This is a genomic window from Comamonas koreensis, from assembly GCF_014076495.1.
Lineage (GTDB): Bacteria > Pseudomonadota > Gammaproteobacteria > Burkholderiales > Burkholderiaceae_C > Comamonas > Comamonas squillarum.
In genome coordinates, this window is record NZ_CP043575.1 from 2,241,706 (window position 1) to 2,255,278 (window position 13,573).

At 64.8% G+C, this 13,573-nt stretch carries 13 protein-coding genes; 5 read left to right on the plus strand and 8 right to left on the minus strand.

What is annotated here, in order from left to right; all coding sequences use genetic code 11:
• Positions 1–113 precede the first annotated feature (113 nt).
• Entirely contained in the window at positions 114–1,661 is a 1,548-nt protein-coding gene (locus tag F0Q04_RS10005) for a transglycosylase SLT domain-containing protein (RefSeq protein WP_116925018.1), read from the minus strand.
• Positions 1,661–2,434: a hydroxyacylglutathione hydrolase gene (gene gloB, locus F0Q04_RS10010; RefSeq protein WP_116925019.1), complete on the minus strand. Its 774-nt coding sequence runs from the start codon at positions 2,432–2,434 to the stop codon at positions 1,661–1,663. The genes F0Q04_RS10005 and gloB overlap by 1 nt, the downstream gene beginning before the upstream one ends.
• Here gloB and F0Q04_RS10015 point away from each other — a divergent pair.
• Positions 2,433–3,296 carry a class I SAM-dependent methyltransferase gene (locus tag F0Q04_RS10015; RefSeq protein WP_182345317.1) on the plus strand — a complete coding sequence of 288 codons (864 nt, stop codon included), beginning with the start codon at positions 2,433–2,435 and terminating at the stop codon, positions 3,294–3,296. The two genes, gloB and F0Q04_RS10015, sit on opposite strands and share 2 nt — an antisense overlap.
• Before the next feature lie 106 nt (positions 3,297–3,402).
• Positions 3,403–3,852: a ribonuclease HI gene (gene rnhA, locus F0Q04_RS10020; RefSeq protein WP_116925247.1), complete on the plus strand. Its 450-nt coding sequence runs from the start codon at positions 3,403–3,405 to the stop codon at positions 3,850–3,852.
• A gap of 184 nt (positions 3,853–4,036) precedes the next feature.
• Here rnhA and F0Q04_RS10025 read toward each other — a convergent pair whose 3' ends face one another.
• The 3 genes from F0Q04_RS10025 to F0Q04_RS10035 all read right to left on the minus strand — a co-directional run bounded on the left by F0Q04_RS10025 (position 4,037) and on the right by F0Q04_RS10035 (position 6,832).
• On the minus strand, positions 4,037–4,750 hold the full coding sequence (locus F0Q04_RS10025; protein WP_021025131.1) for a Crp/Fnr family transcriptional regulator: 714 nt from the start codon (positions 4,748–4,750) through the stop codon (positions 4,037–4,039).
• A gap of 332 nt (positions 4,751–5,082) precedes the next feature.
• Positions 5,083–5,961 (minus strand): DMT family transporter, encoded by an 879-nt coding sequence (locus tag F0Q04_RS10030; protein ID WP_116925021.1) that lies wholly within the window; start codon positions 5,959–5,961, stop codon positions 5,083–5,085.
• A gap of 235 nt (positions 5,962–6,196) precedes the next feature.
• A complete protein-coding gene (locus F0Q04_RS10035) occupies positions 6,197–6,832 on the minus strand; it encodes an FMN-dependent NADH-azoreductase (RefSeq protein ID WP_116925022.1) in 636 nt (211 codons plus the stop codon).
• Between the two features lie 191 nt (positions 6,833–7,023).
• Between F0Q04_RS10035 and F0Q04_RS10040 the strand changes: the two genes are divergently transcribed.
• The gene (locus F0Q04_RS10040; RefSeq protein ID WP_021025134.1) at positions 7,024–7,950 is read left to right on the plus strand and encodes a LysR family transcriptional regulator; all 927 of its coding nucleotides are present in this window, start codon (positions 7,024–7,026) and stop codon (positions 7,948–7,950) included.
• A gap of 90 nt (positions 7,951–8,040) precedes the next feature.
• On the plus strand, positions 8,041–8,727 hold the full coding sequence (locus F0Q04_RS10045; RefSeq protein WP_182345318.1) for an RBBP9/YdeN family alpha/beta hydrolase: 687 nt from the start codon (positions 8,041–8,043) through the stop codon (positions 8,725–8,727).
• 249 nt (positions 8,728–8,976) lie between these two features.
• On the opposite strand, the gene F0Q04_RS10050 is transcribed toward F0Q04_RS10045, so the two are convergent.
• The 3 genes from F0Q04_RS10050 to F0Q04_RS10060 form a co-directional block, all read right to left on the minus strand.
• The gene (locus F0Q04_RS10050; RefSeq protein ID WP_021025136.1) at positions 8,977–9,174 is read right to left on the minus strand and encodes a CsbD family protein; all 198 of its coding nucleotides are present in this window, start codon (positions 9,172–9,174) and stop codon (positions 8,977–8,979) included.
• 173 nt (positions 9,175–9,347) lie between these two features.
• The gene (locus F0Q04_RS10055; RefSeq protein WP_116925024.1) at positions 9,348–10,574 is read right to left on the minus strand and encodes a GNAT family N-acetyltransferase; all 1,227 of its coding nucleotides are present in this window, start codon (positions 10,572–10,574) and stop codon (positions 9,348–9,350) included.
• 43 nt (positions 10,575–10,617) lie between these two features.
• Positions 10,618–11,691: a threonine aldolase family protein gene (locus F0Q04_RS10060; protein WP_116925025.1), complete on the minus strand. Its 1,074-nt coding sequence runs from the start codon at positions 11,689–11,691 to the stop codon at positions 10,618–10,620.
• Positions 11,692–11,886: 195 nt separating this feature from the next.
• Here F0Q04_RS10060 and F0Q04_RS10065 point away from each other — a divergent pair, with 195 nt between their 5' ends.
• Positions 11,887–13,542, plus strand: a complete 1,656-nt coding sequence (locus F0Q04_RS10065) for an NAD+ synthase (RefSeq protein ID WP_116925026.1) — start codon at positions 11,887–11,889, stop codon at positions 13,540–13,542.
• Positions 13,543–13,573 lie beyond the last annotated feature (31 nt).

The following is a 13,573-nucleotide window of genomic DNA, read 5'->3' on the forward strand; positions in this document are numbered from 1 at the left end:
GCCATCTCCTCTGTGTTGCGCCCAGCATAGTGCGAGGCCTTTGTCCGCAAAGTCTGTGCGCATAAAAAAAGACGCTCCGGGGAGCGTCTTTTGCTGGCGTGGCGCGGGCTGCCTCAGCGCTTTTTCTTCGTGGTGCTGGTGCTGCGCTTGGACGGGGCCTTCTTGGTGGCCGTCTGGCGCACGGCGGGCTTTTTGGCGTTGCTGCTGCGGCTGCCACGGGCTGCATGGCCGCCGCTGGGGGCGGGTGCTGCGCCTACGCGCACAGGCATGTACAGAACGACCTGGTGGCCCACCTTGAAGGCGCTCTTGACGCCGATATCGTTCCAGTCGGCCACCTGTGCGGCGGTGACGCGGTAGCGCTGGGCCACGCGCGCGACGGTGTCGCCCTTGCGGGCTTTGACGGTGGTGCGGCGGGTGACCACTTCCGGGGTCAGCGCGATGTGGGCGTTGTCGGCCAGGTGGCTGGAGACATCCTGCTTGACAGCGGCCGAGCGCGGCACCATCAGCGACGAGCCGCCCTTGACCATCATGCGCGGCGGAATATTGTTGACCGCGCGCAGGTCGTTCTCGCTCATGCCGACCATGCCAGCGGCCGTGGCCACGGTCATGGTGCTGGGCACGGTCCAGACCGTCCAGCTCGCGTACTGGCCTTTTTCATGGGCCTGCAGGTTGCGGCGGAACACATTGGCGTTGTCCCAGGGCAGCAGCACCTGGGGCGTGCCGGCCTTGAAGATCACCGGGCGGTTGAACGAGGGGTTGAGCGACTTCAACTCATCCATCGTGACGCCGGCCATCTCGGCTACCTGGGCGGTGTCGATGTCACGGTCCAGGGTCACGGCCTGGAAGTAGGGGTGGTTCTCGATGAGCGGCAGCTCGGCCTGGAAGCGCTCGGGGTGGGCAATGATGTTCTTGACCGCCTGCAGCTTGGGCACGTAGTTGCGCGTCTCATCGGGCATGCTCAGGTCGGTGTAGGCGCCGCCCAGGCCCTGCTTTTGGTTGCGTGCAATGGCGCGGCCCACGCTGCCTTCGCCCCAGTTGTAGGCGGCCAGTGCCAGGTGCCAGTCGCCAAACATGTTGTAGAGCTTTTGCAGGTAGTCCAGCGCCGCGCGGGTCGAGGCCAGCACGTCGCGCCGGTCGTCGCGGAACATGTTCTGCTTGAGGTCGAAATAGGTGCCGGTGGCGGGCATGAACTGCCACATACCGGCCGCCTTGGCGCTGGAGACCGCCTGCGGGTTGTAGGCGCTCTCGATGTAGGGCAGCAGGGCCAGCTCGGTGGGCATGCCCCGGCGCTCGAGCTCCTCGACGATGTGGAACATGTACTTGGAGGAGCGCTGGGTCATGCGCTGTATGTAATCGGGGCGGCTGGAATACCACTGCTCCTGGTTGCCCACCAGGTCGTTTTCCAGATCGGGCATCGCAAAGCCCCGGCGGATGCGGTCCCAGAGATCATCGGGCACGGCCAAGCTGGTGACGGCGCCATTGCCCTGCAGGCTGGCCGCATTGATGGGGCTCAAGGGGCCGCTGGGGTAGTTGGGGGTGTGCGGTACCGAGCTGATCTTCGGTGCATCGCCTGCTGCGGTGGGCGGGCCGCCGGTCTCGGTCGTGGCGCAGCCAGTCAGGGCGAGCAGGGCGCTGAGGCTCCACAGGTACAGATACTTCATCAGAATTGGTTCTTCCAGCGACGCAGCGCGGCAAAAACGGCGACCGGGTCGCTGCCAGGGGTGGAGGGATCAAACTGCTGCGCAGCGCGGGCCACGGTGGCCAGGCTGCAGCGCAGGAAAGGGTTGATGCGCAGCTCGTTGCCAAGTTGCGCGGGCAAGGTGGGCGCGCCGCGCTCACGCAGCTGCTCGCAGTGCGCCAGGTAGCGGGCGATGTCCGGGTTGTCGGGCTCCACCGCCTGCGCAAAGCGCAGGTTGGACAGCGTGTACTCATGGGCGGCGCAGACCCGCGTTTGGGCGGGCAGCGCAGCGAGCGCCGACAGCGATGCATGCATCTGCGCGGGTGTGCCTTCAAAAAGGCGGCCGCAGCCGCCTGAGAACAAGGTATCGCCACAGAACAGCACCGGCTGCCCGGCCACATCGGCGCAGTAATAAGCGATATGCCCGGCGGTATGGCCGGGCACATCGATCACCTGCCACTGCAGGCCCAGCAGCTCCAGCGTGTTGCCGCCCTGCATGGGCTGGCAAGGCTGGGGAATGTCCTCGGTGGCCGGGCCGTACACACGAGCGCCAGTGGCCTCGCGCAGCTCGGCCACGCCGCCGGTATGGTCGCCATGGTGGTGGGTCACTACAATGGCTTGCAGCTGCAGACCCAGGCGGCGCAGCGCGTCCAGCGCGGGCGCAGCCTGGCCTGGGTCGACGACCAGCGCGCGCTGTCCGTCGTGCAGCAGCCAGATGTAGTTGTCGTTGAAAGCGGGCAGAGGTAACAGATGCATGAATGACCAAATTATAGGCACGCAAAATTGGTGGCAGACGCCGCTGGGCAGCTACATGCTGTCTTGGGAGCAAACATGTTACGACGATGCCGTGGCCGATATTTTTGGCTTCCATAGCCTGCAGATCGGGCTTTTCCCGCTGCAGGGGCTGCGCAACAATCGCACGCCCCATCGTTGGCTCGCGCTCGACTCGACCGAGCAGGCCGCGCAGTGGCAACAAAGCCGCCTGGCAGATGTACAGAGCTTTGCACTGCCTTTACAAAGCGAGCCGGGTCTGCCCGCAACGCGGACAGAGCCTGTCACCGCGAGCTTGCTGTGTGATGCCCATGCACTGCCCTTTGGCCCCGATACCCTGGACCTGGTGCTGCTGCCCCATACCTTGGAGCTGAGCGCCGACCCCCATGCGGTGCTGCGCGAGGTGGCCCGTGTGCTGGTGCCCGAAGGCCGGGTGCTGATCAGCGGCATCAACCCGGCCAGCCTCTGGGGCATGCACACCTGGAGCCGCCGCATTCCGGGACTGCAAAAGCTCCCGCCGATGCCCGATGACCACAACCTGATCGGCTACGGGCGTTTGCGCGACTGGCTCAAGCTACTGGGGCTGGAGCTGCAAAGCGCCAGCTTTGGCTGCTTTCGCCCTGCGATGCGCAGCGATGCCTGGCTGCGCCGCTGGGAATGGATGGACAGGGTCGGGCCTACGGCCTGGCCGGTACTGGGCGGCGTGTATTTTGCCGAGGCGGTGAAAAAAGTGCCCAGCGTGCACAAATTGGCCGCACCGTGGAAGGCAGCGGCGCCCAGTGGCGTGGCGCGCCCTGCGGTGGCCGCCCGTGAGCGGCTGAGCGAAACGCAGCGCCGTGTGGAATGACACGGCCGTAAGCGGCTGCAGTCCGCCGCGCACAGGGGCCCAAAAATAGCCAGCAAATGCGCTTATAGTGGCCCTCTGTAATCGCGGCAAGTGCCAAGGAGTGGGTGTGAACCAAGTGGTGATTTATACGGACGGTGCCTGCAAGGGCAACCCTGGCCCTGGCGGCTGGGGCGCTTTGCTCAGCGCTGGCACTGCGCAAAAGGAACTGTTTGGTGGCGAGCTGGGCACGACCAACAACCGCATGGAGCTGATGGCGGTGATCCAGGCGCTCGAAGCCTTGAAGCGCCCCTGTGATGTGCAGCTGTATCTGGACAGCCAGTACGTTCGCAAAGGCATCACTGAATGGATCTCTGGCTGGAAGGCCAAGGGTTGGCGCACGGCCAGCAAGGAGCCAGTCAAGAATGTCGATCTGTGGCAGCGCCTCGATGCACTGGTGCATGGCGGCGAGCACCGCATCACCTGGCACTGGGTCAAGGGCCATGCCGGCGACCCAGGCAATGAGCGCGCAGACGCACTGGCCAACCGGGGTGTGGCGATGGCGCTGGGCCGAGGCTGAGGCAATTTAGCAATACAACCAGGGAGCGCGAGCTATGGGACGCATCATGGGGATTTTGGCAGTGGTCGGTGTGCTGGCCGCTTTGTATGTGGCCTACCGCTACGGGGTGTTTTAAGCCGGGCGTTGCGCCCGTGCTGTACAAGGCCCACCAGCCAGTGCGGGTGGTGGGCGAATGCGCATCTTTTTACTCGGAAGCGGCGATGCGGCGCAGCGCATTGCTGTCACGCACCGTCAGGCCCGAGGGCTCGATGCGGATGGAGGACTCGCGCTCCATCGATTTGAGCTCCTGGTTCACCCGCTGTCGCGAGGCGCCCAGCAACTGGGCCAGCTCTTCTTGGGCCAGTTGCAGGCCGATGCGGGTTTCGCTGCTTTCCTTGCCGGGCACGCCGTAGCTGCGCGAGAGGTGCAGCAGCTGCTTGGCCAGGCGCGCGCGCAGCGGCAAGGTGTTGAGGTCTTCCACCATGCCGTAGAGGCTGCGGATGCGGCGCGCATGCATGCGTGCCAGCGCCTGGTAGAACTCCACATGCGTCTGCAAGATGCGCTGGAAGTCGGCCTTGCTGACGCAGACCAGCGTGGTCTCGCCATGGGCATAGACATCATGGGTGCGGCTGTCGTCATCGAACAGGCCCACATCGCCAAACCAGGTGCCTGGCTCGACATAGGTCAAGGTGATCTGCTTGCCCGTGAGCGACGCCGAACTCACGCGGGCCGAGCCCCGGGCCACGGACACCCACTCTTCGGGCTCATCGCCACGGGAGAAGATCAACCCGCCATCCTTGAAACGCTTGACATAGGCACAGCGCAGAATGTCATGGCGCAAAGTCGGCGAGAGGGTGCTGAACCAGCGCCCCGTGTTGATGGCTTCGCGCTCTTCGGGGGTCAGGATTGGATCGTCCATGGCATGTCGTCTCGGTGACTGGAATTATGAATTTTGTCGCTTGTGCGACGGTCATCACCGAATGTATAGCATTGCCGCCAAATTGTTAATTGTCACCCGAGCCCCTCAGGCGTGCGGCAATCCAAGTTGTCCGTTTTTGCAACCTGAGCAGCAGCAAGGAATAGGCGCTATATGCTCATTGGGTTTGCATATATCGCTATCAATTTGATATTTGGGTTTCCCCGGTGTGCGCGAATGACGAAGGGGTACTTCTTCAATGGTGAAGCTGGTCTTAAATGCTGGGGTATTGGGCAGAGGCTCTGCGCGCTTTCCCTCTTGTTTCCGCTGGCTTTTTAGGCTGACAGGCGCTGGCGCAGGCGCTGTTGCCACACTTCCACCAGCACCACACCCAGGCCCGCGCAGCAGATCAAGGCCATGCCGGCAGCCGTCGCCGCATCGGGCAACTGGCCAAAAATCAACCAGCCCAAGGTGGTGGCCGAGACGATTTGCAGGTAGTTGAACGGCGCCAGCAAGGTCGCACTGGTCTTGCTGTAGGCAGTGATCTGCAGCCAGTGACCGACAAAGCCGGACAGGCCGGTGGAGGCCAGCAGCAGCCATTGCCACACCGTCAGATCGAGCTGCTTCCAGAAAAAGGGCAGCAAGGCGCTCAGTACCAGTGCACCAAACAGGCCCCCGTAGAGGTTGCTGGTGAGCGGGTCGTCTGCCGCCACGCGGCGCGTGCTGATCTGGAACAGCGCAAAGGTGCTGGCCGTCACCACGCCCCAGATGGCCCCTTCGGTGGACAGCTGCCCGCCCGGGCGGATGACCACCAGCATGCCGACAAAGCCCAGCAGCACGCCCGCCCAGCGGTGCCAACCCGGGCGCTCGCCCAGCAGCCAGGGCGCCAGCCCCATCACCAACAGCGGCGCCATGAAGTTCATCGCCGTGCCCTCGGCCAGTGGCACCATGCTCAGCACATGGAAGAACAGCAAGGTGGTGGCAATCATCAGCACCGAGCGCTGGACCTGGCGCGACAGCGACTGCGTGCGAAACAGCCCCAGCCCCCGCTTGGGCAGCACAAACACCCCCATCAGCACCACATGGCCGACATAACGGAACCAGGCCACCATCAGCACCGGCACCCCCGCCAGGACCAGCAGCTTGCCGCTGGCGTCCAGGCTAGAGAGAATCCACAGCCCGCAGACATGCAAGGCGATACCGAGTTGGCTCATGGGAGGCAGTTTTAGCGCAGCAGAGGCGGCCGATTGTAACCACGGGTTGAGCACTTTTCAGTCGCCGCATCAATAGGCTGATTCAGTGGCTTGCCTTGTCATGCAGACGCAAAAAAGCCGATCGGAAGGCTCTTCTTCAGATCGGCGATAAAGCTCGGCACTGGGTGGTGGGTGCCAGGCCGCAGTCGGAGGGGGCGTTGGGCTCCCGGCCTCCTGCTGTTCAGGTGCGCGGCAATCAGGCCGCGACGGCCTGCTGCATCGGCGTGGCCACGGCCTGGGCGATCTCGGCTTGGGCCTTGCTGATGGCAGCGGCGCGGGCTTCAGGGCCCATGGCCAGGCCTTCGGCGCGGGCAAAGTGCACATCGGTGATGCCGATAAAGCCGAAGATGGTTTGCAGGTAGGTTTCCTGGTGCTCCATCGCACGGCCGCCTTCACTGGTCGAGTAGATGCCGCCGCGCGATTCGACCACGATCACCTTCTTGCCACCGGCCAGGCCTTCTGGGCCGTTGGCGGTGTAGCGGAAGGTGCGGCCGCTTTGCAGCACACGGTCAATCCAGCTGCGCAGCTGGGTGGGGATGCTGAAGTTGTACAAAGGCGCGCCGATGACCAGCACATCGGCTTCGAGCAGCTGGCTCACGAGGGCCTCGGAGATCGCATTTTGCTCGCGCTCGGCTTCGGTCTTGGCTTCCTGGCCGGTGCGAAAGCCCAGTGCGTCAGCGCCCAGGTGGGGTGGGGTGTTGACGGCCAGGTCCAGGTACTCGACCTGGGTGTTGGGATGCACCGCAACCCAGGCCTTGACGGCTTCGGCGCTGAGTTGGCGGGAGACGGAGTTGGCGCCCAGGATGGACGAATCGATATGCAGCAGTTTCATGGTCAGTCCTTCAATCAGGTGACGGCTTTTGCTGCAGTCGCAGCATTTTTGCCAATGGCTGAATTCTGTCACTGCTGGCGGGCCCGATTGAGCGCTGGAATTGGGTTGGATTGTTCTATTTTTAGAACTATGATGGGCAGACTTTTTTGCCGCCTGTGCCCGCGCAGACCGCGCTAACGCTGCCTCTCACGATGAAATACGACCTCAACGACATGTACTACTTTGCCGAAGTGGTCGAGCGCGGCGGCTTTGCTGCGGCGGGCCGCGCGCTGGGGGTGCCCAAGTCGCGCCTGTCGCGCCGCATTGCCGATCTGGAGGCGCAGCTGGGCGTGCGGCTGCTGCAGCGCACGACGCGAAGGCTGTCGTTGACCGATGCCGGTGAGACCTTTTTGCGCCATGCGCAAACAGCGCGCGAGGCGGCGCAGAATGCGCAGGCCGAGATGGAGCAGACCCAGCGCGAGCCCTCGGGCACGGTGCGCGTGTCCTGCCCTGTCACCCTGGCCCAGGGCGCGGTGGGCAAGCTGCTGCCGGCCTTTTTGCGTACCTATGCCAAGGTGCGCATCGAGATGCTGGTGACCAACCGCACCATCAACCTGATCGAAGAGGGCATTGATGTGGCGCTGCGGGTGCGTGCCAACCTCAATGACAGCGGCAGCCTGGTCGTCAAACGCCTGGGCATGACGCGCCAGCGCCTGGTGGCCAGCCCCGAGCTGCTGGCCGTGCATGGCGTGCCGCAGACCCCGCAGGACCTGGGCAGCAAGATCCCGACGATGTCGCTGACCAGTGCCGATGGCAACAGCACCTTGCAGCTGGTGGGCCCCGAAGGCGAGCATGTGACCATCCACCACCAGGCTCGCTATGTGGCCGATGACCTGGTGACGCTGAAATATGCCGTGCTCGACGGCATTGGCGCCTGCTGGATGCCCGCGGCCATGGTGCGCGATGAGGTCGCCAATGGCGACCTGGTCGAGCTGCTGGCCGGCTGGAGCATCCCCGAAGGCATCTTGCATGCGGCCTTTGTCTCGCGCCGCAATATGGCGCCAGCGCAGCGCGCGTTTCTGGACTTCATGGGCGAGAACCTGCCGTTGCAGCGCATTGGCCAAACCGATGGGACCTGAATGCCTGGCGCTGCTTGATATTAGTTTTAGAAATAACAATACTAAAAAATAGTCGTTGTTGATCTAAAGGCCTGCTTTGACAATGCATGCATGTCCGGTGCCTGTCTTGTCACGATCAATCCCTCCCCCCCGCCACGCCCTGCGGCCATTGTGGTCGCACAGCGTAATGGCCAGCGGCCTGTGCAGCCGGGGTGGCGTGGAGAAGCCGAGACGGGTGCGCCGGTCTCGGTGGTGATCGTGCCGGGCTGGCGCAACTCCGGCCCCGGCCATTGGCAAAGCCTGTGGGCTGAACGGATTGCCGGCGCCTTGCGCGTGGAGCAGGAGGACTGGTTGCAACCGCACCGCAGCCCCTGGGTAGCCAGTGTGCAGGAGGCCATTGAGGCCGCGCCGCACCCGGTCATCCTGGTGGCCCATTCGCTGGGCTGCATCACCAGCGTGCATGCGGTCGAGCAACTAGGCAACCAGCAACGCGGCAGCATTGCCGGGGCCTTGCTGGTGGCACCGGCCGATCCGGAGCGCCGCGCGCTGTTTGAAGACTTCACACCCGTGCCCGCGAACCCGCTGCCCTTTGCCAGCATTGTGGCTGCCAGCAGCAACGACCCCTATTGTCCGATCCGCATGGCCAGCGCCTATGCCAAAAGCTGGGGCAGCACCTTTGTGCGCGTGCCTTCGGCCGGCCATATCAATGTGGAATCGGGCCATGGCGAATGGCCGCTGGGCTGGGCCTTGCTGGGTGCCTTGGCATCGTTGGCGCCGGTGCAAGCGCAAGCGGCCTGATTCGCTCCTGCCTGATCTCTTTTTCCGCGTCCATATCTGGCATCTCTGCACGGTTCGTGCAGGCGGTCTTCGCGCTGCCTGCACTTTTGCTGCGGGCAAAAAAATGCCAGCAACGAATGCTGGCCAAGGAGGGGTTCGGTTGAATCAATAGGCTTATATTGCCTTAAATTGAGTGCCTCAATGTCGGTAATTTGTATGTGTTAGTGACGTTCATCAAGGCCGCTGTTACACCCCGGAGGTCGATCAGGCTCAGAGGCGCTTCTTGGCCGCATCAGCGGCGTCCTTCAAGCTCTCTTTCACATCACCGGCCTTTTTCTGGATTTCGCCTTCGGCCTCCAGTGCCTTGCCCTTGGCGATCTGGCTGGGGCTGTTGATGGCCTTGCCGACACCGGCCTGTGCTTCGCCTGCGAGGTCCTTGATCTTGCCTACGACTTGGTCCTTGTTCATGGTGCCACTCCTTGCTTGGTTGAGGTGTAGCCATTGTGCGCAGCGGCCACGCCAGAGCCTGTCAGTGCGCAGTCGTGCTTGTTGTGCGGTATCGCCGACAGCGGTCACAGCGCCGCAACCACCGACAAGATTAATTACAACTTGGGCAGGGGATCAACCATCCGGGGCCGGGCTTATGGCCGGTGTTTGAGCGGGCTGTGGTCCTGCAGCGAACGCTGGTACTCGGCCATGCCCTGGGACTCGCGCGCCAGGTAGCGCTCTACCGCCTGGGCAAAGCCGGCATGGGCCAGCCAGTGGGCGCTGGGGGTGCGCACCGGCATGAGGGCGCGTGCCATCTTGTGCTCGCCCTGCGCGCCGCCTTCAAAGCACTGCAGGCCATGGCGTATGCACCATGCAATGGGCTGGTAGTAGCAGGCCTCAAAGTGCAGGCAGTCCACCCGCTCCATCGCACCCCAGTAGCGGCCATAGGCGTGGCGCGGCCCCGTGCCCGGCGCATCGATCGCGATCAGGCTGGCGGCGATGGGGCGGCCCTCGCGCTCGGCGATAAAGAGCAGCCAGTGCTCGGCCATCTGCGTGCGCATCGCGGCAAAGAACGCCGGGGTCAGGTAGGGCGCGTTGCCATGCTCCAGATAGGTGCGCTCATAGCACTGGTAGAAGAAGTCCCAATCGGCTGCGCTGATCTGCGCTCCACTGGCATGGCGGAACGTGACGCCAGCGGCCTGCACCTTGCGCCGCTCCTGGCGAATCTTCTTGCGCTTGTCCTGCTGCAGCTCAGCCAGAAAATCATCGAAGTCGGCGTAGGGCCTGGCGTCGCCGGTCTCGGCCGCATCGCGGTTGCGCCAGTGGAACTGCACGTTCTCGCGCTGCATCAGCGCAATGTTATCCGCCGCCTGAAGATCGGGCGCAGCGCCAAACAGTAGGTGCAGCGACGAGACCTGCTGCTGGTCGCAAAACTGGGTGGCGGCATGCAGCAACGGCGCGCGAAAGCTGTCATCGGCCACCAGCAGGCGGCTGCCGGGCACCGGGGTAAAGGGCACGGCAATGACCGCCTTGGGGAAGTAGTCCAGGCCATGCTCGGCATAGGCCCGCGCCCAGGCAAAGTCAAACACGTACTCGCCATAGGAATGGCTTTTGAGGTACATAGGGCAAGCGCCCACCAGCACGTCGCCCTGCCACAGGCTCAGGTGGCAAGGCTGCCAGCCGCTCTCCACGGTGGCGCTGCCGCTGTCCTCCAGCGCCTGCAGATAGGCGTGGCGCATGAAGGGGGTGGGGCGCTCTTGCAAGGCCAGCAGTCCATCCCAGGCGAGGGCATCGAACTCGGCGATGCTGGGCAGGATGCGCAGCTCCAGGCTGGGGCCAGGGTGGGGTGCGGGCGTGGGGTCAGCGGGCAGCGAGGTCATGGCCCGATTGTGGTCTGCCTGCTGCGCCGCTGCACGGGGCAGGTTATGCGGCTTGGCGCTGGTGGCTGTGCACCAGGTCCATCAGCGCGGCGATTTCTTCGTCGCTGCTGGACCAGGACGCGACAAAGCGCACCACCACCTCGCCCGCCTGCAGCTGGGTACCTGCCGGCAGGCTGCTGGCGTACCAGTCAGAGCAGCGCACGCCCTGGGCGCGCAGATGTTCATAGAGCGCAATGGGCATCCGCACAAACACTTCATTGGCCTGGGTGGGCCAGCTCAGGCGTACACCAGGCGTGGCGGCGAGTGCGGCCGACAGCTTGGCTGCCATCGCATTGGCATGGCGGGCCAGCTCCATCCAGTGGCCGCCCTCCAGCCAGGCGCAGAACTGCGCGCCGATGGTGCGGCTTTTGGAGACCAGCTGCCCGCTGCGCTTGATGCGCAGCGAGAAGTTCTGGGCCAGCGCCTGGTCGAAGAACACCACCGCCTCAGCCATCAGCGCGCCGTTCTTGGAGGCGCCCAGGCTCAGCACATCGACACCCGCGCGCCAGGTGATGTCGCCCGGGTGGCACTGCAGCGCGGCGATGGCATTGGCCAGGCGCGCGCCATCCATGTGCAGACGCAGGCCCAGTGCATGGGCCTGGGCGGCCAGTGCGGCAATCTCTTGGGGCTGGTAGACCAGGCCGTTCTCGGTCACCTGGGAGATGCTCAGGCCGCTGATCACCATGTTGTGGGGTGCGTCGTGGGGGGTGCGCTCCACAAACGCGGCCAGGTCCTCGGCGCTGATCTTGCCGTTGTCCGTGGCCATCGGCAGCAGGCTGGCGCCGCCGGTGAAGAGCGCCGGGGCGCTGTTCTCATCGACCGCGATATGAGCCATGTGGTGGCAGACCACGGCGTTCCAGGGCTGGGCGATGGTGGACAGCGCCAGGCAATTGGCCGCTGTGCCGGTGGTGACGAAGAACACTTTGACGGGCGCGCCAAAGGCCTCGCCCAGCATCTGCTCGGCGCGCTGGCTCCATTCGTCGTTGCCGTAGGCGGACTGGATGCCGCTGGCGGCCTCTACCAGGGTTTGCAGGATGCGGGGGGAGACGCCGGCTTGGTTGTCGCTGCCAAAGTTCATGGGACGCTGCAGGTGGTGGTGCAAAAGCCCGATTTTGCCCGCAAACCGCGCGCCAGCGGACCCGGACTGGCGGGATTTGCGTGCCGCTGCGCAGGCCTTGGGGTTTGTAGGCTAGACTCTTTGGCTGCGCCAGGCACGGGCCCTGCCCACTCTCCTTGTGGCCCTGGTGCACTGCTCACTGCCATCGAACCATCCATGTCCCATTTTTCCATTGCAAGCGCCCAGCTGAACTTTGTTGTGGGCGATATGCCGGGCAATGCCCGCAAGATCATTGATGCGGCGGCGCAGGCCGCGGCCCAGGGCACCCAGCTGCTGCTGACCCCCGAGCTGGGCATTTGCGGCTATGCCGCCGAGGACCTGTTCCAGCGCCCCTCGTTCCTGGCGGCCTGCGATGCCGCCGTGGCGCAGGTGCTGGAGGCCAGCCGGCAGTGGCCCGATCTGACGGTGGTGCTGGGCCACCCGCAGGCCGCGCAGCATGCGGCCCATGGCCGCTGCTACAACGCCGCCAGCGTGCTGCGCGCCGGCCAGGTGCTGGCCAGCTACCGCAAGCAGCTGCTGCCCAACTACCGTGAATTTGACGAGACCCGCTACTTTGTCGAAGGCACGCAGACCTGTGTGTTCGAGGTGGCGGGCAGCCGCATTGGCCTGCTGATCTGCGAAGACGCCTGGGCCAGCCAGCCCGCGCGGGCGGCCAAGGCGGCCGGGGCGCAGCTGCTGGCCGTCATCAATGCCTCGCCGTTCCAGATGGACAAGCCCGGCCACCGCGAGGCCCTGCTGGCCGAGCGCACGCGCGAGACCGGCTTGCCGCTGGTCTATGCACACCTGGTGGGTGGGCAGGATGAGCTGGTGTTTGACGGCCACTCGTTTGCGCTCAATGCCGATGGCCAGGTGGCCGCCCGCGCCCCGGGTTTTGACGCGCATCTGCTGACCGTGCAGGTCGAGGCCACGGCCACGGGCCTGCAGCTGTCCGGCCCCATCGCCCAGCCTGGCGACACCAACCAGCAACTGTGGCAGGCCTTGGTGGTGGCGGTGCGCGATTACCTGGGCAAGACCGGTTTCCCCGGAGCGGTGCTGGGTTTGTCGGGCGGTATCGATTCGGCGCTGGTGCTGGCCATTGCGGTTGATGCCCTGGGGGCCGACAAAGTGCGCACGGTGATGATGCCTTCGCCCTACACGGCCGATATCAGCTGGATCGATGCGCGCGAGATGGCCGAGCGCCTGTCCGTGGCCTATGAGGAGATCTCGATTGCGCCGCAGTTCGAAGCCTTCAAGGCCGCGCTGGCGCATGATTTTGCCGGCCGCGCCGAAGACACGACCGAGGAAAACCTGCAGGCCCGCATTCGGGGCACCTTGCTGATGGCGCTGTCCAACAAGTTTGGCTCCATTGTGCTGACCACCGGCAACAAGAGCGAGATGGCCACTGGCTACTGCACCTTGTACGGCGACATGGCCGGCGGCTTTGCGGTGCTGCGCGATGTGCCCAAGACCCGTGTGTTCGAGCTGGCGCGCTGGCGCAATGCCCATGACCCCTACGGAACCGGCCGCAACCCGATTCCGGAGCGCATCATTACCCGCCCGCCCAGTGCCGAGCTGCGCCCGGACCAGAAGGACCAGGACAGCCTGCCGCCCTATGAAGTGCTCGATGCGATCATCGCGCGCTATATGGAGCAGGACGCCGACATCGACAGCATTGTGGCTGCCGGCTACCCCCGCGCCGATGTGGAGCGGGTGGTGCGCCTGATCCGCATCAACGAATACAAGCGCCGCCAGGCCGCCGTGGGCCCGCGCCTGTCGGCCCGGGGTTTTGGCCGCGACTGGCGCTACCCCATCACCAACGGTTTTCGCGGCTGAGCGGCGGCGGCCACTGCCCGTGCCTGTGACC